Source organism: Streptomyces sp. NPDC007872 (assembly GCF_042868165.1).
GTDB lineage: Bacteria > Actinomycetota > Actinomycetes > Streptomycetales > Streptomycetaceae > Streptomyces.
Window position 1 is genome coordinate 330,929 of sequence record NZ_JBIAEA010000007.1, and the last position, 18,841, is coordinate 349,769.

Sequence of the window (18,841 nt, forward strand, 5' to 3'; positions counted from 1 at the left end):
GTCCCATGCAGTTCGGCCGCACGTACGAGGAGTTCGAGGTCGGTGCCGTCTACAAGCACTGGCCCGGGAAGACGGTCACGGAGTACGACGACCACCTCTTCTGTCTGCTCACGATGAACCACCACCCGCTGCACATGGACGTGAACTACGCCGAGAACACGACGGACTTCGGCAAGAACGTCGTCGTCGGCAACTACATCTACTCGCTGCTGCTCGGCATGTCCGTGCCGGACGTCTCCGGCAAGGCCATCGCCAACCTGGAGATCGAGTCGTTGCGGCACGTGGCGCCGACCTTCCACGGCGACACGGTCTACGGCGAGACCACGGTCCTCGACAAGACCCCGTCGAAGTCGAAGAACGACCGCGGGATCGTGTACGTGGAGACCAAGGGCTACAAGCAGGACGGCACCCTGGTGTGCGTCTTCCGCCGCAAGGTGATGGTCCCCACCGAGACGTACATCAAGGAGCGCGGCGGGGAGCAGCCCGGCCGCCCCACGCTCGTCGAGCCCTCCAAGAAGTCGGAGAAGTAGTCATGGCGCGACTCGCCCAGACCCACGGTCTGACCGATGTCCAGCAGGAGATCCTCGCCACCGTCCGGGACTTCGTCGACAAGGAGATCATCCCGGTCGCGACGGACCTGGAGCACCGCGACGAGTACCCCCAGCAGATCGTGGACGGGCTCAAGGAGCTCGGCGTCTTCGGCCTGATGATCCCCGAGGAGTACGGGGGCCTGGGCGAGTCGCTGCTCACCTACGCGCTGTGCGTGGAGGAGATCGCCCGCGGCTGGATGTCGGTCTCCGGCATCATCAACACGCACTTCATCGTGGCGTACATGCTCAAGCAGCACGGCACGCAGGAGCAGAAGGATCACTTCCTCCCGCGGATGGCGGCCGGCGAGACGCGCGGCGCTTTCTCGATGTCGGAGCCGGCCCTCGGCTCGGACGTGTCGGCCATCACGTCGAAGGCGGTGAGGGACGGCGACGAGTACGTCCTCAACGGCCAGAAGATGTGGCTGACGAACGGCGGGACGTCCTCGCTCGTGGCCGTTCTGGTCCGAAGTGACGAAGGACACCCCGAGGGCACCGCGCCCCACAAGTCGATGACGACCTTCCTCGTGGAGAAGGAGCCGGGCTTCGGAGAGGTCCGCCCCGGCCTCACCATCCCCGGGAAGATCGACAAGATGGGCTACAAGGGCGTCGACACGACCGAGCTCATCATGGACGGACTGCGCATTCCGGCCAATCGTGTCCTGGGCGGGGAAACCGGCCGGGGGTTTTACCAAATGATGGACGGTGTCGAGGTCGGGCGCGTGAACGTGGCGGCCCGTGGTTGCGGCGTCGCTCAGCGTGCGTTCGAACTGGGCGTCTCGTACGCCCAGCAGCGCCACACCTTCGGCAAGGCCATCGCCCAGCACCAGGCCATCCAGTTCAAACTGGCCGAAATGGCTACCAAGGTCGAGGCCGCTCATGCGATGATGGTCAACGCAGCACGCAAAAAGGACTCCGGAGAACGAAACGACCTCGAAGCGGGGATGGCGAAGTACCTCGCCTCCGAGTACTGCAAGGAGGTCGTCGAGGACGCCTTCCGTATCCACGGTGGATACGGGTTCTCGAAGGAGTACGAGATCGAGCGCCTCTACCGCGAGGCGCCGATGCTGCTCATCGGCGAAGGTACCGCCGAGATCCAGAAAATGATCATTGGTCGTCGGCTGCTCGAGGAGTACCGATTCCAGGGATGATTGTCGCTTTTGAGCCGGTTGGGCCGCGAAGAAGATCACACCCTGTGTTCGTCTTCCGGCCTCCGACTCGGTTCCTGGCTTGCCCAGTTGCGCCCCGCAACCGATAGCATCGCCGGAAAGCCGCCGTCCCTGTTGCCTGCGCGGCATCATCCGCTACGAAGGTCATCCATGCCCCACAGCCAAACCTCTGCACACCGCGACAGCCTCAAGGGCGTTCGCCTCGCGCGCGGAGCATCGCCGTGGCTCCTGCCGACCGTCGCCACCGCGGCGCTCAGCCTCGTGCGCGCCCGCAGCTCGCGGCGCGCCGCGGCCATCGCCGTGCCGACCACCGCTCTCGCGGCCGGCATGCTGTGGTTCTTCCGCGACCCCGAGCGCGAGATCGCTCAGGGCCGGGTCGTCTCCCCCGCCGACGGCGTGGTGCAGAGCATCATGCCGTGGAAGGACGGGCGGACCCGGGTCGCCATCTTCATGAGCCCCCTGAACGTCCACGTCAACCGCGCGCCGCTGGCCGGCACGGTGACGTCCGTGGAGCACGTCCCCGGTGGGTTCGTGCCGGCGTTCAACAAGGAGAGCGAGAACAACGAGCGCGTCGTCTGGCACTTCGACACCGAGCTCGGCGACATCGAGATGATCCAGATCGCGGGCGCCGTCGCCCGTCGCATCGTGCCGTACGTCCCCCAGGGGACGAAGGTGGAGCAGGGCGACCGCATCGGCCTGATCCGCTTCGGCTCGCGCGTCGACATCTACCTCCCCGAGGGCGTCGAGGTCGCGGTCGAGGTCGGGCAGGTCACCACGGCGGGGGTGACTCGCATTGACCGTGATTGATCCCGACACACGGGCGGCCGACTGGGCCGACGCGGCCGAAGAGGCCGAGGAGATGCCGCTGTCGCTGAGGCTGTCCATAGCGGACGCCCTCACGCTCGGTAACGCCACGTGCGGATTCATGGCGGTGTACTTCACCACCACCGGCATCCTCATCCCGCACCTGACGGGCAGCACCGAGACCGGCATGGCGCGCAACAGCGCCGCCACCGCCGTGATCCTGATGCTGTGCGCGGCGATCTTCGACCTCTTCGACGGGATCGTGGCGCGCAAGCTCCGCTCGTCCCCGATGGGCGCCGAGCTCGACAACCTGTCGGACCTGATCAGCTTCGGCCTGGCCCCGGCCTACTTCGTGCTCGTGTACGGGATGGTCGCGGACGACGCGCAGCAGAAGGTCTCGGCGGTGGCCGCGATCGTGGTACTGCTCGCGGTGGTGCTGCGCCTGGCGAGATTCTCCTGCGTGACCATGAAGGACGGCATGTTCCAGGGCATGCCGAGCCCCTTCGGCGCGCTGACGGTGGTCTCGATCGTCCTCCTGGAGCTGCCGTTCATCCCGACCCTCCTCGCGATCATCGGAGTGGCCTGGCTGATGGTGAGCCGGGTCGAGTACCCGAAGCCGCGCGGTGTGCTCGCGGTGGCGATGCTCTCCTGGATCGTCGGCGCGATGGGCATGCTGGCGGCCTGGGCGTTCGACGCCCCGGGCGGTCAGTTCCTGCTCCAGACCGGCTGCGCGCTCCAGGTCGTGATGGGCGCCGTGATCCCCCTCTTCGCGACGGCCCGGCGGGTGAACACCTTCCGCGGCAACCGGCGCGAGAGCCGGGAGGCGCGGGCGGCCCAGCTCCCGTAGCGGACGGTACGCGTACGACAGGGCCCCGGAAGGCGAGCAGCCTTCCGGGGCCCTTTCGCGTGCCCTAGCCGAGCTTCTTGTAGTACAGCGTGGTCGCGCGGAGGACCCCGGCCGGGTCGGCGGCGAAGTCCGGGATCGTCCCGGCGGCCGTCCAGCCCGCGCCCCGGTAGAGGCGCTCGGCCGGGCTGCCGGCCTGGGTGTCCAGGACGAGCAGGGTCAGACCGATGGCGGCGGCGTGCGCCTCGGCCGCGGCGAGCAGCCGCCGCCCGAGGCCCCGGCCCCGGGCGGAGCGGTGGACCAGGAGCCGGGCGATCTCGCCCCGGTGCCGGCCGTTGGCCGCGGAGGCGCGGACGAGGGTGACGACCCCGGTCGGGCGTCCCGCGCCGTCCAGGGCCGCCCAGACCTCGCGTACGCCCTCCTCGGCCTCCTCGGCGGCCCCGAGCCACCAGGAGGCCGCCTCGGCGGCGTCCAGGGGCGCCGTGAAGCCGACGGAGGCCCCGCCGTCCACGGCGTCCACGAGGAGGGCGGCGAGGCCGTCGGCGGCGTGGGCGCGCACGGCGCCGGGAGCGAGGAGCTCGACGCGGTCGGCCGCGAGGGGCTTCTCCAGGCAGAGGAGGCCGGGGCGGGGGTCCCAGGAGGGGACCGTCTCGAAGCCGAGGCTCCGGTAGAGGGCCAGCGGCTCCCGCCGCCAGTCCCAGACCGTGAGGCGCACCGAGGGCGCCCCGAGGGCGGCGGCCCGGCGCAGGGCCTCGGCCACGAGGGCCCGCGCGAGGCCCTTGCGGCGGGCCGCGGGCACGACCCAGAGCCGCTTGACCTCGGGCGCGCGCCCCGCGCGGGGGGCCTTCAGGACGACGCAGCCGGCCGGTCCGTCCCCGCCGGGCGGGATGGCGAGCAGGACCGTGTCGGCGGCGAACGCGGCGGCCGGGTCCTCGGCCTCCCCGCGGTAGGCGGCCGGGAGCTCGGCGACCGTCGCCACGGGCGTCCCCTTCTCCTCCTGGTTGGCCAGGTGGTAGGCGCCCAGCAGGTCGGCGAGGTGCGGGTGGGAACGGTTCTCCTCGATGAGGGGAGCGGTGTACGGCTTCATGGGCCCGAGCTTCACACCGGCGTGTTTCCGGGAGGTGACGATCTCCTCAAGGGCTTCTAGGGGGCGTAACCCTTCGCCGCGTCCGAGACGAAGGGCTGCCGGACCGTGCGCATGCCGCCGGGGACGGACTTGTCGGGCTGGACGATGACGGACTCGCGGGACGACGGGGCCTTCGGGTCGCCGAGGTCGTGGGTCATGCCGAAGCCGGCGTCGTGGGCGGTCAGGGTGAGCAGCGCCTTCCCGACGCCCTCGCGGGTGAGGTCCTCGGCGGCGCAGGCCTTCTTCAGGGCCTCGCCGAAGACGCTCGCGGCGGTCCAGCCGGCGACGACGCCGTTGTCGAGGGCATCGCCCGGGTAGGCGGCCCGGTAGTCCGCCACCAGCTTCCTCGCGACCGGGGTGTCCGCGCCGACGGGGAGGCTCGGGGAGGCGAACCAGTACATCTTCTCCAGGGCGGGTCCGGCCTGGGTGCCGAGGAGCTGCGGGGCGAAGGCCGAGTTGTTGCCGACGACCGGGACCTTCAGGCCGGTGGCGGCGGCGACGCCGACGAGGGAGGCGGCCTGGCGGGGGCCCGCGCTGACGACGACGGCCTTGACCCCGGCCTGCTTGAGCGCGGCGACCTGCGCGGACATGTCGTTGTCGGTGGGCTTGATCTTCTGCTCGACGACGGTCAGGCCGGCTTTCTGCGCCGCGTACTTCGAGCCCTTGAGGGCGTTCTCGCCGTAGTCGCCCTCGAAGTAGACGTGGCCGAGCCGGTCGCCGGCCCTGAGCCCCTTCTCCTTCAGGAGGAAGTCGACGGCGTTGATCGTCTCGACGTCGTACGTGGAGCCCAGGACGCGGATGTACGGGGAGCCGAGCAGCGAGGCCGACCAGGCCTGCGGGAGGACGAGGCCCTTGTCCCGGGCGTCGACGCGCTGCTTGACGGCGGCGACGAACGGGGAGCCGATGAACTGGACGTAGCCGACGACCCCGGGCTCCAGCTCGGTGTAGGCGGCGAGCGCCTTCTGCGGGTCGTAGCCGTGGTCGCGGACCGTGAGCTCCAGTCGCCGGCCGCAGATCCCTCCGGCGGCGTTGACCTGCTTCACGTAGAGCTGCTGGGCCTGGGTGACGCTCTTGCCGAGGGTGGCGTACACGCCGGTCATGTCGGTGAGCGCGCCGAGCGCGATCGTCTCGTCGGTGACGCCCTTGCCGGTCTTCACCCCGCCCGCGCCGGTCTGCTTTCCGTCGCCGGTCCTGGCCTTGGAGCTGCATCCGGCGGCGGTGAGGGCGACCAGTGCGGCGAGCGCGGCGGCCAGGCCCCGCACGGCCTGTCGTCTGTGGTTCATCGTGTCTCCCCTGGGGGTTCGGTGGACGTGGGGGTCGTGGGTGTCCCGGGTGCCGCGGCGGCCCCGGGCGTCCGGGCGGCGAGGCGGGCCAGGCCGCCGGGCAGGAACAGCACCACCGCGACGACGGCGGCGCCGTACAGGTAGCGGGCGGCCTCCCCCGGTGCGATCCCTCCCGTTCCGGGGGCGGAGACCAGGGGCAGGGCGTCGCCGTAGCGGGTGAGGAGCTGGGGCAGGAGGGAGACGAAGACGCCTCCGGCGACCGCCCCCGCGACCGAGCCGAGGCCGCCGATGACGATCATGGCCAGGTACTCCAGGGAGAGCGCCATGCCGAAGTACTCCGGGACGGTCCGCTGGAAGACCAGGGCGAGCAGGACGCCGGCCAGGCCCGCGTACACGGAGGACAGGACGAAGACGGTGGCCCGGTGGCGGGCCACGGGGACGCCCAGGACGCCGGCGGCGATCCGGTGGTCGCGGATGGCGTTCATGGCGCGCCCGGGGCGGCCCCGGAGGACGCCCCGGGCGAAGAGCGCCCCGCCCAGGAGCAGCGCGAGCCCGAGGTACCAGAGCTTCTCGACGGCCCCGAAGGGGACCTGGGCGACGAGCAGCTCGGTGTCGTCGAAGGTGAGGCCGAGGAGGGAGAGCGGCGGGACGGCCCGGCCGTTGTAGCCGCCGGTGAGGTCGTGGGCGTTGAAGAGGACGTGCTGGCCGATGAAGATCAGCGCGAGGGTGGCGATGCCGAGGTACGCGCCGTGCAGCCGTCCCGCGATGGGGCTGAACACCCCGCCCGCCAGGCCCGCGAGGGCGACCGCGAGGACGGCGGCGAGCCAGCCGGGCAGACCGAGTCCGGCGAGGCCGTCGGCGCCGTCCCCGGCGAGGGCGCAGTAGCCGTAGGCGCCGACGGCGAGGAAGAAGGCGTGGCCCATGGAGAGCTGTCCGGTGGCGCCGGTCAGCAGGTTGATCCCGAGGGCGCCGAGGGCGGCGGCCATGGCGAACAGGCCGGCCTGGAGCCAGAAGCGGTCCAGGTAGAAGGGCAGGGCGAGCAGGACGAGGCCGGCGGCGGCCCCTCCGTACGCCGCGGGGCGGAGCCGGAGGCCGGGGCGGGCGGGGGTCTCAGACACGGGCCGGTTCCTTCGTGCCGAAGAGGCCGGACGGGCGGATCAGGAGCACGGCGACCATGACGAGGTACGGGGCGAGGTCGCCGATGCCCCGGCCGAGGAACGCCAGGTCGCCCTGGTAGCCGGTGGCGAGGGACTCGGTGACGCCGACGAGGAGGCCGCCCACGAGGGCGCCCGTGGTGGAGTCGAGGCCGCCGAGGATCGCGGCCGGGAAGGCCTTGAGGGCGGCGAGCGAGGTGGCCCGTTCCAGGCCGGGGGTCGGGAAGACGGTGAGGAAGAGCGCGGCGACCGCGGCGAGGCCGCCCGCGACCGCCCAGGCGCCGAGCGAGACCCGGCCGAGCCGGATGCCCATGAGGGCGGCGGTCTCCTGGTTCTCGGCGGCGGCCCGCATGGCGACGCCCCAGGAGGTGTGCCGGAAGGCGAGCAGGAAGGCGGTGATGAGGAGGGCCGCCGCGAGGAGGGCGGCGATCCGGGTCTGGGCGATCGTGACCGGTCCGGCGGTGACGACGGCGTCGCCCCAGGGGTCGCCGAGGGCGAGGATGTCGGTGCCGATCCGGCGGGTCAGCTCGGTGGCGAGCAGGATGTCGACGCCGATGGTGACGATCGCGAGGACGCTGTGGTCGGCGCCCCGGTGGCGGCGCACGACGAGGAACTCGACGGCCGCGCCGACCACCGCCGCGCCCGCGATCCCGGCGAGCAGGGCGGGCCAGAAGCCGATCTCGTCGTGGAGGACGGCGGTGACGTAGCCGCCGGCCAGGAGGAGGGAGGCGTGGGCGAAGTTGACGACCTCGGTGGCGCGGAAGACGACGACGAAGCCGAGGGCGACGAGGGCGTAGACCGAACCCAGGGAGACGCCGTTGATCAGGAACTCGGCGAGGGTGCTCACGCGGCGGACTCCTCTCCGAGGTAGGCGCGGACGACCGCCGGGTCGTTCTGCACGTCGGCGGGCGCTCCGTCGGCGATCCGGCGGCCGAAGTCGAGGACGGTGACGGAGTCGGCGAGCCGCATCACCAGGCCCATGTCGTGCTCGACGAGGAGGACCGAGATGCCGAGGCCGTCGCGGACCCCGGCGATGACGGAGGCGGTGCGGCGCCGCTCGTCGGCGGTCATCCCGGCGACGGGCTCGTCGAGGAGCAGGAGCCGGGGTTCCATGCAGAGGGCGCGGGCCAGTTCGGCGAGCTTCTGCTGCCCGTACGGGAGGGAGCCCGCGGGTCTGGAGAGCTCCCGCTCCAGGCCGACGAAGGCGGCGATCTCCCGCACCCTGGCCCGGTGCCGGGCCTCCTCGCGGGCGGCGGAGGGGAGCCGGAGCCCGGCAGCGAGGAAGCCGGTGCGGGTGAGCCGGTGGCGGCCGAGCATCAGGCTGTCCTCGACGGTGGCGCGGGGCGGCAGGGCCAGGTTCTGGAAGATCCGGCCGACGCCGAGGTCCGCGATCCGGTGCGGGGGCAGGCCGGTCAGCTCGCGTTCCCCGAGGCGGACGGAGCCGGAGGTGGCGCGGTGGACGCCGGAGAGGACGTTGAAGCAGGTGGACTTGCCGGCGCCGTTGGGGCCGATGAGGGCGTGGACGGTGCCGGGCCGGACGGTGAAGCCGACGGCGTCGAGGGCGGTGAGCCCGGCGAACCGGACGGTCAGGTCGCGGACGTGGAGGGCGGGGACGTCGGAAGCGCCGGGGGCGGTGCCGGGCGCGGGCGCGGTGCCGGGGGCCGGTGCGGGTTCCGCCGGTGGGGGCTGCGGTGGCTGCGGTCTCATCGGGTCTCCTCCCAGCGGGTCAGGACCGGGTGGGCGGTGGCGGCGCGGGCCGCGTCGGCGGCGGCGTCCTCGTCGACCACGCCCAGGTAGCGGCGGCGCACCTCGTCGGAGGCGGCGAGTTCGGCGGCGGGCCCGGAGAGCGTGACCTCGCCGACCTCCAGGACGTACGCGCGGGAGGCGAGCCGCAGCGCGAGCGCCGCGTTCTGCTCGACGAGGAGCACCGCCGTCCCCTGGGTGTTGATCTCGCGGACGGCGTCCGCGATCCGGGCCGCCATCAGCGGGGCGAGCCCGAGGGAGGGTTCGTCCAGGAGGAGCAGGCCCGGCGCGGCCATCAGGGCGCGGCCGACGGCGAGCATCTGCTGTTCGCCGCCCGAGAGCAGCCCGGCCGGCCGGCGGGCGCGCTCGGCGAGGACGGGGAAGAGCTCGTGGACCCGGCGGAGGGCGGCGGCCCGGGAGGCCCGGCCGCCGCGCCGCCCGAGCGCCCCGGCCCGCAGGTTGTCCTCGACCGTCATCCGGGCGAAGACCTGGCGGCCCTCGGGCACCTGGGAGACGCCGGCGGCGACGACCCGGTCGGGCGGCAGTCCGTCGAGCGGCCGGCCGTCGCGGCGCACCGTGCCGGAGACCACGGCGCCGCCGTGGAACCGCAGGGTGCGCGAGACCGCCCGCAGCAGGGTGGACTTGCCGGCTCCGTTGCCGCCGAGGACGGTGACGACGGCGCCCGCGGGCACGGTCAGCGACACCCCCCGCAGCGCGCGCACCGGTCCGTATCCCGCCGTCAGGTCCGTGACCTCCAGGGCGGGTGCGGTACCTCCCATGGCTCCCCTTTCCCGGGCCTCCCACGTCGGCCCGGCCGTTCGGTGGCGCTCACCCCAGCACCGCACCGGACCGCGCGTCCACGCCCGGCGGCCGAATCGCTGCCGGTGACCAGCGGGTGCGGCGGAGGGCTGTGCACGGGCACAACGGTGCGCGTCAGGGGGTGTGCGAAGGGGGTGGGGGCGGGGGATCCTCCCGGCATGGGACGGCGCAGACGGCGGACCGGTGACGACTGGAAGGTGCTCGCGCGGGCGTGCACGGAGCTTCTGGAGCGGGTGCCGGAGCTGGTGGACGAGCATCTGAGGGAACTCCACGCGTACGAGCCCGCCTACGGGCGGATCCTGCCGTACGACCAGCACTGGCAGGAGGCCCACGAGGCGATGCGGATCGGGATCGAGATGATCTCGGCGCCCCGGAACTCGCCCCGGCGGGACCTGGAGCACGCCGACGGGATGGGCCGGCGGCGGGCCGCGCAGGGCATGCCGCTCGAACTGGTCGTGCACGCCTACCGGCACGCCGGGCACCTGGTGTGGGACGCGCTGATCGAGGGCGCGGGGTCGGACGCGGTCCGCCTCGCGGCGCTGATGCAGTCGGCGACGACGGTGTGGTCGGCGGTGGACGCGCAGGCGGACACGGCGTCGGAGGCGTACCGGGAGACGGAGCTGGAGCTGCGCAGCCGTACGGACGAGCAGTTGCAGGCCCTCCTGGACGCGCTGCTCCAGGGGCAGCGCTCCCCCGAGCTGGTGGCGCGGGCGGCGGCGGGCCTGGACCTGCCGGAGCAGGGGCGGTACGCGGTGGTGGTGCTGCGCTACGACCGGCGGGAGGAGCGGGAGGCGTTCCACCGGCAGGTGCAGGGCGAGGGGGTGCGGTTCCTGTGGCGGATGGGCGCGGACTGCGAGCTGGGGGTGGCCGCGCTCGCCGGTGACACCGGTCTGGACGCGCTGTCGGAGCTGCTCGACGGGCGGTGTCCGGGGCCGGGCGGGATCAGTCCGGTGGTGGTGGGTCTGACCGAGCTGGGCCGGGCGCGCCGGCTCGCGGAGCTGGCGCTGCGCACGTGTCCGCCGGGCAGCCGGCGGATCGTGCGGCTCGACCGGCGGATGACGGGGGCGCTGGTGGTGGGCCAGCCGGAGATGGCGAGCCTGCTGGTCTCGGACGTCCTGGGCGGTCTCCTGGAGCTGGATCCGGCGGACCGGGCGGTGCTCCTGGAGACGCTGGACGCGTGGCTGGAGTGCGAGGGGTCGGCGGGACGGGCGGCCGGGCGCCTGTACTGCCACCGCAACACGGTCTTCAACCGGCTGCGGCGGCTCGAACAGCTCACGTCGCGGTCGCTCTCGCGCCCGCGGGACCTCACGGAGATGACGCTGGCGCTCGACGCGTTCCGGCTGACGGGGCCGGGGTGACCGGGCCCCGCACCTCCTCCCGGCCGGCGGACCGGGCCGGCCGGGCCCCGTCCCCGCACCCCTCGGGGGCTACTGGAGGAAGTCCCGGGCGATGTCCGCCGCGGCCTCCTCCAGGAGCGGGCCCGCGTTCGCCATGGACTTCGCGGGGTCCGGCTCCAGGGCGGCGAGGGGATAGGCGCGGCGGATGCCGGCCCTGCCGAGGGCTTCGGCGGGGAGGGCGAGGCGGCCGCAGACCGCGACGACCTCCTTGCCGGCCGCGCGGGCCGCGGCGGCGACGCCCGCCGGGGCCTTGCCGTGGAGGGTCTGCTCGTCGAGGGAGCCCTCGCCGGTGATGACGAGGGTGGCGCGCTCCAGGGCGGGGGCGAAGCCGAGGACCTCCAGCATCAGCTCGATGCCGGGGCGGAAGCTCGCGCCCAGGATGAGGGCGCCGTAGCCGATGCCGCCGGCACCGCCCGCGCCGGGCGCGAGGGCGGCCTCGGCCGCCTTGGGGCCGATCGCCTTCTCCAGGACGGTGGCGTAGTGGGCGAGGGCCGCGTCGAGGGTCCGCACGTCGTCGGGGGTGGCGCCCTTCTGCGGGCCGTAGACGGCGGGGGCGCCCTTGGGGCCGGTGAGCGGGTTGTCGACGTCGCTCGCGAGGATCAGGTCGACCTCGGCGAAGCGGGGGTCGAGGCCGGTGAGGTCGGCCGTGGCCAGGTCCGCCAGGGCGGCGCCGCCGGGGGCGACGGGTTCGCCGGACGCGTCGAGGAAGCGGGCGCCGAGCGCGGCGAGCATGCCGGCGCCGCCGTCGGTGGTGGCGCTGCCGCCGACGCCGAAGACGACGGTGGTGGCACCGGCGTCCAGGGCGGCGCGGAGCAGTTCGCCGGAGCCGTACGTGGTCGCGGTGAGCGGGGCGAACTCGCCGGCCGGGAGGAGCTGGAGGCCGGAGGCCTCCGCCATCTCGACGACCGCGGTGGTGCCGCGCAGCGCGAACGCCGCGGTGACCGGCTCGCCGACCGGTCCCGTCACCGTCGCCTCGTGGCGCTCGAACCCGGCCGCGACGGCCGCCGCGACGGTGCCGTCGCCGCCGTCCGCGACGGGGAGCGTCTCCACCTCCAGGTCCGGGACGATCCGTCGCAGACCCGTCGTGACCCGCTCGGCGACCTCCACGGCCGTGAGCGAACCCTTGAACTTGTCGGCCGCCACGAGCACGCGAGCGACCGTTGCTGCTCCGTCCGTCACCTTGCATCCCTTGCTTTCGAACGTGCAGTCGCGCCGCCGCCGACCCTATCCGGACCGCCGGACGGCGTGCCACCCCCCTGATGTGCGGACATTCCGCACCATAGCGGGGTCGCCCGTGTACGGGACCGAGCGGGGCGGCGACCGCCGCCCCCACTGCGGCGCGCGGCGGGGGCCGGCGGTCTCAGCCCTGCTGCGGCTCCGGCGGGACGATCTCGCCGGTGCGCACCGGCTCGTCGCGGCCGGCGGTGCGGGCCTCGGTGCGGTGGCCGCGGGCGATGCAGTCGCGGACGACCGCCTCGACGGCGTCCTGCGGGTTGTTGATCCCCCCGAGGACCATGACTTCCACGACGAGTTCGGCGTCGAGCGCGATGTTCACCTTGGCCGTGCCGGGAACCTCACACCCGGGCGGCGGGAGGACACCGGGTTCAGAACAGGGCGTCGGGCTCCTTCGCCCCCGACTCGAAGGCCAGGAGCCGCTGCTTGCGGTCGAGGCCGCCGCCGTAGCCGGTGAGGCCGCCGCCGGTGCCGATCACGCGGTGGCAGGGGACGACGATGCTGACGGGGTTCTTGCCGTTGGCGAGGCCGACGGCGCGGGAGGCGCCGGGGCTCCCCAGCTCCTCGGCGAGTTCGCCGTACGTCCGGGTCTCCCCGTACGGGATGAGGCTCAGGCGTTCCCAGACGCGGAGCTGGAACGGGGTGCCGACCAGGTGCAGGGGCAGGTCGAACGCGGTGAGTTCGCCCGCGAAGTAGGCGTCGAGCTGGCGGATCGCCTCCCCGAAGGGGCGCGGGTCGGGTTCTCCGAAGGTCTCCTCGGGCGGGCGGTGGCGCTGGCCGGTCATGTGGACGCGGCTGAGGACGCCGTCGACGGCGACGAGGGTCAGCGGCTCGTACGGGCTGTCGACGACGGTGTGCCGGACGGTGGACACGGGGCGGCCTCCTCAGGAGGGCAGGTGGTTGATCGGGTGGGTGTCGGTGGCCCAGAGGTACTGGACGGCGTAGGCGCGCCAGGGGCGCCAGTGCGCGGCGCGGGCGGTCAGCGCGGCCGGGGTGGCGGGCAGGCCGAGGCCTTCGGCGGCGCGGCGGACGCCGAGGTCGCCGGGGAGGAAGGCGTCGGGGTCGCCGAGGGCCCGCATGGCGATGATCTCCGTGGTCCAGGGGCCGAAGCCGGGCAGGGCGAGCAGCCGGGCGCGGGCCTCCTCGCGGTCGTCGGCGGGGCCGAGGGGCAGCGAGCCGTCGGCGAGGGCCCGGACCAGGGTGAGCAGGGTGGCGCGGCGGCTGCGGGGCAGGGCCAGGGTCTCGGGGTCGAGGGCGGCGAGCGCCCCGGGCTCCGGGAAGAGGTGGGTGAGGCCGCCCTCGGGGTCGTCGACCGGGGTGCCGTGGGTGGCGACGAGCCGGGCGGCGTGGGTGCGGGCGGCGGCGGTGGAGACCTGCTGGCCGAGGACGGCCCGTACGGCGAACTCGGCGGGGTCGACGGAGCCGGGCACCCGGCGGCCGGGGGCCGCGTCGACGAGCGGGGCGAGCAGCGGGTCGGCACGCAGCCGCTCGTCGACGGCGACGGGGTCGGCGTCGAGGTCGAGGAGCCGGCGGCAGCGGCTGATCGCGTGGGTGAGGTCGCGCGGGTCGGTGAGGGAGAGCCGGCAGGCGATGTGGTCGGCGCGCGGGGCGAGGGCGACGACGCCGTGCCCGTACGGGAGGTTCAGGGTCCGGCGGTAGGCGCCGTCCCGCCACTCCTCGACGCCGGGGACGGCGGTGGCGGCGAGGTGGCCGAAGAGGTTGGAGGGTTCGAGGGGGGCGCGGAACGGCAGCCGGAGGGTGATCGCGCCGGAGGCGGGGGCCCGCCGGGCGGCCGGGCGGGCGGCGCGGGCGCGCAGCTCGCCGGGGGTGAGGGCGAAGACCTCGCGGACGGTCTCGTTGAAGGTGCGGATGGAGGAGAACCCGGCGGCGAAGGCGACCTCGCCCAGGGGCATCGGGGTCGTCTCGACGAGGATCCGGGCGGTCTGGGCGCGCTGGGCGCGGGCCAGGGCGAGGGGTCCGGCGCCGAGTTCGGCGAGGAGCTGGCGCTCGATCTGGCGGGTGGACCAGCCGAGCCGCCGGGCGAGCCCGGGGACGCCCTCGCGGTCGACGACGCCGTCCTGGATGAGCCGCATCGCGCGGGCGACGGCGTCGGCCCGGACGTTCCACTGGGGGGAGCCGGGGCTGGTGTCGGGCCGGCACCGCTTGCAGGCCCGGAAGCCGGCGCGCTGGCAGGAGGCGGCGCTGGGGTGGAACTCCATGTTCTCGGGCTTGGGCGGGGCGACCGGACAGCTCGGCCGGCAGTAGATCCGGGTGGTGCGGACGGCGGTGAAGAACACGCCGTCGAAGCGGGCGTCCTTCGACCGGACCGCCCGCACGCAGCGCTCGGTGTCGGTGTGCATGCCTCCATGATCGGGGGCGGACGGCGCCGGGGCTGGCGGAAAAACGACATGGCCGTCCGGGCCGGGGTCCGTCCGGTGCCGATCCGCCGGCCGGGCCCCGGGGGCCTGGGCACGGGGCCCGGGGGCACGGGGCCCGCTACTCGAAGCGGGTGGTGTCCCCCGCTCCCCGGCGGACGATCTCGGGTTCGCCGCTGGAGAAGTCGACGACGGTGGTGGGTTCGGTGCCGCAGTCGCCGGAGTCGAGGACCGCGTCGACCTGGTGGTCGAGCCGCTCCTTGATCTCCCAGCCCTGGGTCAGCGGCTCGTCCTCGTCGGGCAGGAGCAGGGTGCTGGAGAGCAGCGGCTCGCCGAGTTCGGCGAGGAGGGCCTGGGTGGCGACGTGGTCGGGGATGCGGACGCCGACCGTCTTCTTCTTGGGGTGGAGGAGCTGGCGCGGCACCTCCTTGGTGCCGGGCAGGATGAAGGTGTACGGGCCGGGGGTGGCCGCCTTGACGGCGCGGAAGACGTCGTTGTCGATGTGCACGAGCTGCCCGAGCTGGGCGAAGTCCCTGCACATGAGGGTGAAGTGGTGCCGGTCGTCGAGGTCGCGGATCGCCTTGATGCGGCCGATGCCGTCGCGGCTGCCCATGCGGGTGCCGAGCGCGTAGCAGGAGTCGGTCGGGTACGCGACGAGCGCCCCGTTCCGGATGCTGTCGGCGACCGCGGAGATGGTGCGCGGCTGCGGGTTGTCGGGGTGCACGTCGAAGTACTTGGCCATGGGGGCCAGTCTAATTTTCGCGGGCGGAGGCGCGCAGGCGCCGCCAGACCGCCTTCGCCGCGTTGTGTCCGGACATGCCGTGCACGCCGGGGCCGGGCGGGGTGGCGGAGGAGCAGAGGAAGACCGCGGGGTGCGGTGTGTCGTAGGGGCGCAGCGACAGGGTGGGGCGCAGCAGGAGCTGGAGGCCGCGGGCGGCGCCGCAGGCGATGTCGCCGCCGACGTAGTTGGCGTTGTGCGCGACGAGTTCGGCGGGGCCGGCGGTGGCGCGGGCCAGGACGCGGTCGCGGAAGCCGGGGGCGAAGCGCTCGATCTGGCGCTCGATCGCCCCGGTGAGGTCGCCGCGCCAGTTGTTGGGCACGTGCCCGTACGCCCAGAAGACGTGCTTGCCCCCGGGGGCGCGGGAGGGGTCGACGAGGCTGGGCTGGGCGGTGATGAGGAAGGGGGCGTCGGGGGCGGTGCCGGAGGAGGCCTGGTTCAGGGCGGCGCCGATCTCCCCGGCGGTGGGGCCGATCTGGACGGTCCCGGCGCGCCGGGGTTCCTCGGCGGTCCAGGGCACGGGTCCGTCGAGCGCGTAGTCGACCTTGAAGACGGCGGCGCCGTACCGGTAGTGGTCGTAGTGGCCGCCGAGGCCGGCGATCCGGGCGAGGGCGGTGGGCGAGGTGTCGAAGACGTAGGCGCGGGCCGGCGGCAGGTCGTCGAGGCGCTTGACCTCGAAGTCGGTGTGGACGGCGCCGCCGAGGTCCTTCAGGTACGCGGCGAGGGCGTCGGAGACGGACTGCGAGCCGCCCCGGGGCAGCGGCCAGCCGCCGGCGTGGGCGGCGAGCGCGAAGACGAGGCCGACGGCGCCGGTGGCGAACCCGCCGAGCGGGGCGATGACGTGGCCGACGAGCCCGGCGAAGAGCGCGCGGGCCTTCTCGTCCCGGAAGCGGCGCATCAGCCAGGTGGAGGGCGGCAGCCCGGCGAGGCCGAAGCGGGCGAGGGTGACCGGGTCGCGGGGCAGCGCGGTGAGCGGCAGTTGCATGAAGTCCGCCGCCAGGGTGTCCCACTTGCCGAGGAAGGGGGCGACGAGCCTGCGGTACGCCCCGGCGTCGCGCGGTCCGAAGGAGGCGGCGGTCTCGGCGACGGAGCGGGAGAGGACGGCGGCGGTGCCGTCGTCCCAGGGGTGGGCCATGGGCAGTTCGGGGTGGAGCCACTCCAGGCCGTACCGGTCGAGCGGCATGGTCTTGAAGACGGGCGAGCCGGCGCCGAGGGGGTGCACGGCGGAACAGGGGTCGTGCCGGAAGCCGGGGAGGGTGAGCTCCTCGGTCCTGGCGCCGCCGCCGACGGTGGACTTCGCCTCGAAGACGGCCACGGAGAGGCCTCTGCGGGCCAGCTCGACGGCGGCGGTCAGACCGTTGGGCCCCGCCCCCACGACGACGGCGTCGAGCATCGGCGTCCTGTGCGTCACCTGCGGGCTCCTTCGTCAGCCGGTGGCCGGGTTCTCAGGATAGGGGGCCGGGTGCGGCGGCCTCACCGGCCCCCGAGGAGGGTCCGTATCCGCTCGGCGGTCGCCGCGTCGCGGGCCGCGGTGAACGGCAGCGCGTTGCCCCCGGTGACGCGGAAGGGCTCCCCGGCGACCGTGGTGTCCGTGCCCCCCGCCTCGGCGACCAGGAGGAGTCCGGCCGCGTGGTCCCACGCGTACTCCCAGGAGAAGGCGACCCCGGAGAGGGCCCCGCGCGCCACGGCGAGGTACTCGAGTCCGGCGGAGCCGCAGGGGCGGGGCCGGACGCCGTCGGTGTCCAGGCCGAGCAGGGCGCGCTTCTGCTCCGGGGTGGTGTAGTCGGGGTGCGAGGAGGCGACCTCCAGGACCTCGCCGGGCGCGGGCGAACCGGCGCGCAGCGGCTCGCCGTTCAGCGTGGCGCCGCGGCCGCGGACCGCGACGGCCATCTGCTCCAGGGCGGGCGCGTACGTCCAGGAGGCGAGGACCTCGCCGTGCCGGGCGAGGGCGACGAGGGTGCAGAAGGCGGGGTCGCCGTGGACGAACTGGCGGGTGCCGTCGACGGGGTCGACGATCCACACGGGCGCGTCGCCGCCCAGCGCGTCGTAGACCGCGGGATCGGCGTGGACGGCCTCCTCGCCGACGACCACGGAGCCGGGCAGGAGCGCGGTGAGGGAGGCGGTGAGGTGGGCCTCGGCGGCCCGGTCGGCGACCGTGACCAGGTCGTGCGGCCCGTTCTTCTCGACGATCTCGTGGGCGGCGAGCTGCCGGAAGCGCGGCATGATCTCGGCGGCGGCGGCCTTGCGGACCGCCTCCTCCACCTCGGTCGTACCGCCGGCGAGGACGTGCTCAAGGAAGTCTTCGATCATGTGTCCAGCCAAGCACGCCGCTCTGACAAACGGTACGGCGCATCCGTCACCGGGCGTTTCCCCGGAGAGTACCCTTTGGCCGAGTTCATCCCCTACCCGCAGGAGGAGCCCGTGCACGGCGAGTACAAGGTCCCGGGCGGAAAGCTGGTGGTCGTGGACCTGGACTCCGAGGACGGCGTCCTGCGGAACGTCCGGGTCGCGGGGGACTTCTTCCTGGAGCCCGACGAGGCGATCCTCGTGATCGACGGGGCCCTGGAGGGCGCGCCGGCCGACACCGACGCCGCCGGGCTCGCGGCGCGGATCGACGCGGCGCTGCCGCCGGGCACGCACATGTTCGGGCTGACGTCGGAGGGGGTCGGGATCGCGGTCCGCCGCGCCCTCGCCCACGCCACGGACTGGACCGACTACGACTGGCGGTTGATCCACGAACCGCCGCGGTCCCCCGCCCTGCACATGGCGCTCGACGAGGTCCTGACGGCCGAGGTGGCGGCCGGCCGGCGCCCGCCGACCCTGCGGGTGTGGGAGTGGGGCGCCCCGGCGGTGGTGATCGGCAGCTTCCAGTCCCTGCGCAACGAGGTCGACCCGGAGGCGGCCGAGCGGCACGGGATCCGGGTGGTGCGGCGGATCAGCGGCGGCGGGGCCATGTTCATCGAGCCGGGCAACACCATCACGTACTCGCTCTCCGTCCCCGACGCCCTGGTGCAGGGCCTGTCCTTCGCCGACAGCTACGCCTATCTGGACGACTGGGTGCTCGGCGCGCTCGGCGACATGGGGGTCCGGGCCTGGTACCAGCCGCTGAACGACATCGCCACGGACGCCGGGAAGATCGCGGGCGCCGCGCAGAAGCGGGTCGTCACGGGCGGGGGCGCGGTCCTGCACCACGTGACGATGGCGTACGACATCGACGCGGACAAGATGACGGAGGTGCTCCGCATCGGCCGGGAGAAGCTCTCCGACAAGGGCACGAGGAGCGCGAAGAAGCGGGTGGACCCGCTGCGGCGCCAGACGGGCCTGCCGCGCGAGGCGGTGATCGAGCGGATGATCGCCTCCTTCCGGAACCGGTACGGCCTGTCGGAGGGCGAACTCACGGAGGAGGAGCTGACGCGGGCGGAGCAGCTCGTGGAGACCAAGTTCGGCACGGAGGAGTGGACGGCCCGGGTGCCGTAGCCCGCTCCGTAAGGACACCGCCGGGCCCGTCCGGACACCACCGGGCCCCGCC

General features: G+C 74.0%; 19 protein-coding genes and 1 pseudogene. 6 read left to right on the forward strand and 14 right to left on the reverse strand.

Going from position 1 to position 18,841, the window contains the following annotated elements:
* The first annotated feature begins 5 nt into the window (after positions 1 to 5).
* The 4 genes from ACFYNX_RS25395 (at position 6) to pssA (ending at position 3,407) form a co-directional block, all read left to right on the forward strand.
* A complete protein-coding gene (locus ACFYNX_RS25395; RefSeq protein WP_388664372.1) occupies positions 6 to 530 on the forward strand; it encodes a MaoC family dehydratase in 525 nt (174 codons plus the stop codon).
* A gap of 2 nt (positions 531 to 532) precedes the next feature.
* The gene (locus ACFYNX_RS25400; protein ID WP_383443385.1) at positions 533 to 1,738 is read left to right on the forward strand and encodes an acyl-CoA dehydrogenase family protein; all 1,206 of its coding nucleotides are present in this window, start codon (positions 533 to 535) and stop codon (positions 1,736 to 1,738) included.
* Between the two features lie 168 nt (positions 1,739 to 1,906).
* Positions 1,907 to 2,563 (forward strand): phosphatidylserine decarboxylase, encoded by a 657-nt coding sequence (locus ACFYNX_RS25405; RefSeq protein ID WP_356548859.1) that lies wholly within the window; start codon positions 1,907 to 1,909, stop codon positions 2,561 to 2,563.
* Positions 2,556 to 3,407, forward strand: a complete 852-nt coding sequence (pssA, locus tag ACFYNX_RS25410) for a CDP-diacylglycerol--serine O-phosphatidyltransferase (protein WP_388664375.1) — start codon at positions 2,556 to 2,558, stop codon at positions 3,405 to 3,407. The genes ACFYNX_RS25405 and pssA overlap by 8 nt, the downstream gene beginning before the upstream one ends.
* A 64-nt stretch (positions 3,408 to 3,471) precedes the next feature.
* Here pssA and ACFYNX_RS25415 read toward each other — a convergent pair whose 3' ends face one another.
* The 7 genes and pseudogenes from ACFYNX_RS25415 to ACFYNX_RS25445 form a co-directional block, all read right to left on the reverse strand.
* Positions 3,472 to 3,963 carry a GNAT family N-acetyltransferase gene (locus ACFYNX_RS25415; protein WP_388664544.1) on the reverse strand — a complete coding sequence of 164 codons (492 nt, stop codon included), beginning with the start codon at positions 3,961 to 3,963 and terminating at the stop codon, positions 3,472 to 3,474.
* Positions 3,964 to 4,065: 102 nt separating this feature from the next.
* Positions 4,066 to 4,491: pseudogene (locus tag ACFYNX_RS25420) on the reverse strand (GNAT family N-acetyltransferase); the annotation flags it as partial.
* A 56-nt stretch (positions 4,492 to 4,547) separates the two neighbouring features.
* A complete protein-coding gene (locus tag ACFYNX_RS25425; protein ID WP_388664377.1) occupies positions 4,548 to 5,813 on the reverse strand; it encodes an ABC transporter substrate-binding protein in 1,266 nt (421 codons plus the stop codon).
* Positions 5,810 to 6,931 carry a branched-chain amino acid ABC transporter permease gene (locus ACFYNX_RS25430; protein WP_388664379.1) on the reverse strand — a complete coding sequence of 374 codons (1,122 nt, stop codon included), beginning with the start codon at positions 6,929 to 6,931 and terminating at the stop codon, positions 5,810 to 5,812. Before ACFYNX_RS25430 ends, ACFYNX_RS25425 begins: the two co-directional genes overlap by 4 nt.
* On the reverse strand, positions 6,924 to 7,814 hold the full coding sequence (locus tag ACFYNX_RS25435) for a branched-chain amino acid ABC transporter permease (RefSeq protein ID WP_388664381.1): 891 nt from the start codon (positions 7,812 to 7,814) through the stop codon (positions 6,924 to 6,926). The genes ACFYNX_RS25430 and ACFYNX_RS25435 overlap by 8 nt, the downstream gene beginning before the upstream one ends.
* Positions 7,811 to 8,674, reverse strand: a complete 864-nt coding sequence (locus tag ACFYNX_RS25440) for an ABC transporter ATP-binding protein (protein ID WP_388664383.1) — start codon at positions 8,672 to 8,674, stop codon at positions 7,811 to 7,813. The genes ACFYNX_RS25435 and ACFYNX_RS25440 overlap by 4 nt, the downstream gene beginning before the upstream one ends.
* Positions 8,671 to 9,489, reverse strand: coding sequence for an ABC transporter ATP-binding protein (locus ACFYNX_RS25445; RefSeq protein WP_388664385.1), 819 nt, complete (start codon positions 9,487 to 9,489; stop codon positions 8,671 to 8,673). The genes ACFYNX_RS25440 and ACFYNX_RS25445 overlap by 4 nt, the downstream gene beginning before the upstream one ends.
* A 198-nt stretch (positions 9,490 to 9,687) precedes the next feature.
* On the opposite strand from ACFYNX_RS25445, the gene ACFYNX_RS25450 reads away from it, so the two are divergent.
* On the forward strand, positions 9,688 to 10,887 hold the full coding sequence (locus tag ACFYNX_RS25450) for a helix-turn-helix domain-containing protein (RefSeq protein ID WP_365540405.1): 1,200 nt from the start codon (positions 9,688 to 9,690) through the stop codon (positions 10,885 to 10,887).
* A gap of 69 nt (positions 10,888 to 10,956) precedes the next feature.
* Here ACFYNX_RS25450 and ACFYNX_RS25455 read toward each other — a convergent pair whose 3' ends face one another.
* The 7 genes from ACFYNX_RS25455 to ACFYNX_RS25485 all read right to left on the reverse strand — a co-directional run bounded on the left by ACFYNX_RS25455 (position 10,957) and on the right by ACFYNX_RS25485 (position 17,622).
* Positions 10,957 to 12,105: a glycerate kinase gene (locus tag ACFYNX_RS25455; protein ID WP_388664387.1), complete on the reverse strand. Its 1,149-nt coding sequence runs from the start codon at positions 12,103 to 12,105 to the stop codon at positions 10,957 to 10,959.
* Between the two features lie 181 nt (positions 12,106 to 12,286).
* A complete protein-coding gene (locus ACFYNX_RS25460) occupies positions 12,287 to 12,442 on the reverse strand; it encodes a DUF2191 domain-containing protein (protein ID WP_388664546.1) in 156 nt (51 codons plus the stop codon).
* A gap of 88 nt (positions 12,443 to 12,530) precedes the next feature.
* Positions 12,531 to 13,031, reverse strand: coding sequence for a methylated-DNA--[protein]-cysteine S-methyltransferase (locus tag ACFYNX_RS25465; protein WP_365540408.1), 501 nt, complete (start codon positions 13,029 to 13,031; stop codon positions 12,531 to 12,533).
* A gap of 12 nt (positions 13,032 to 13,043) precedes the next feature.
* A complete protein-coding gene (locus ACFYNX_RS25470; RefSeq protein WP_388664390.1) occupies positions 13,044 to 14,519 on the reverse strand; it encodes an AlkA N-terminal domain-containing protein in 1,476 nt (491 codons plus the stop codon).
* 136 nt (positions 14,520 to 14,655) lie between these two features.
* Positions 14,656 to 15,276, reverse strand: coding sequence for an L-threonylcarbamoyladenylate synthase (locus ACFYNX_RS25475; RefSeq protein WP_125664354.1), 621 nt, complete (start codon positions 15,274 to 15,276; stop codon positions 14,656 to 14,658).
* Between the two features lie 10 nt (positions 15,277 to 15,286).
* On the reverse strand, positions 15,287 to 16,705 hold the full coding sequence (locus ACFYNX_RS25480) for a phytoene desaturase family protein (RefSeq protein ID WP_388664548.1): 1,419 nt from the start codon (positions 16,703 to 16,705) through the stop codon (positions 15,287 to 15,289).
* An 80-nt stretch (positions 16,706 to 16,785) separates the two neighbouring features.
* Positions 16,786 to 17,622 (reverse strand): inositol monophosphatase family protein, encoded by an 837-nt coding sequence (locus ACFYNX_RS25485; protein ID WP_388664392.1) that lies wholly within the window; start codon positions 17,620 to 17,622, stop codon positions 16,786 to 16,788.
* 111 nt (positions 17,623 to 17,733) lie between these two features.
* Here ACFYNX_RS25485 and ACFYNX_RS25490 point away from each other — a divergent pair, with 111 nt between their 5' ends.
* Positions 17,734 to 18,789 (forward strand): biotin/lipoate A/B protein ligase family protein, encoded by a 1,056-nt coding sequence (locus tag ACFYNX_RS25490; RefSeq protein ID WP_388664550.1) that lies wholly within the window; start codon positions 17,734 to 17,736, stop codon positions 18,787 to 18,789.
* Positions 18,790 to 18,841 lie beyond the last annotated feature (52 nt).

What these genes read in the sequence shown, in the direction of transcription:
- ACFYNX_RS25395 (WP_388664372.1), top strand. Translation starts at nt 6, where the DNA reads ATGCAGTTCGGCCGCACGTACGAGGAGTTCGAGGTCGGTGCCGTCTAC.
- ACFYNX_RS25400 (WP_383443385.1), top strand. Translation starts at nt 533, where the DNA reads ATGGCGCGACTCGCCCAGACCCACGGTCTGACCGATGTCCAGCAGGAG.
- ACFYNX_RS25405 (WP_356548859.1), top strand. Translation starts at nt 1,907, where the DNA reads ATGCCCCACAGCCAAACCTCTGCACACCGCGACAGCCTCAAGGGCGTT.
- ACFYNX_RS25425 (WP_388664377.1), bottom strand. Translation starts at nt 5,813, where the DNA reads ATGAACCACAGACGACAGGCCGTGCGGGGCCTGGCCGCCGCGCTCGCC.
- ACFYNX_RS25440 (WP_388664383.1), bottom strand. Translation starts at nt 8,674, where the DNA reads ATGAGACCGCAGCCACCGCAGCCCCCACCGGCGGAACCCGCACCGGCC.
- ACFYNX_RS25445 (WP_388664385.1), bottom strand. Translation starts at nt 9,489, where the DNA reads ATGGGAGGTACCGCACCCGCCCTGGAGGTCACGGACCTGACGGCGGGA.
- ACFYNX_RS25450 (WP_365540405.1), top strand. Translation starts at nt 9,688, where the DNA reads ATGGGACGGCGCAGACGGCGGACCGGTGACGACTGGAAGGTGCTCGCG.
- ACFYNX_RS25460 (WP_388664546.1), bottom strand. Translation starts at nt 12,442, where the DNA reads ATGGTCCTCGGGGGGATCAACAACCCGCAGGACGCCGTCGAGGCGGTC.
- ACFYNX_RS25470 (WP_388664390.1), bottom strand. Translation starts at nt 14,519, where the DNA reads ATGCACACCGACACCGAGCGCTGCGTGCGGGCGGTCCGGTCGAAGGAC.
- ACFYNX_RS25475 (WP_125664354.1), bottom strand. Translation starts at nt 15,276, where the DNA reads ATGGCCAAGTACTTCGACGTGCACCCCGACAACCCGCAGCCGCGCACC.
- ACFYNX_RS25480 (WP_388664548.1), bottom strand. Translation starts at nt 16,705, where the DNA reads ATGCTCGACGCCGTCGTCGTGGGGGCGGGGCCCAACGGTCTGACCGCC.
- ACFYNX_RS25485 (WP_388664392.1), bottom strand. Translation starts at nt 17,622, where the DNA reads ATGATCGAAGACTTCCTTGAGCACGTCCTCGCCGGCGGTACGACCGAG.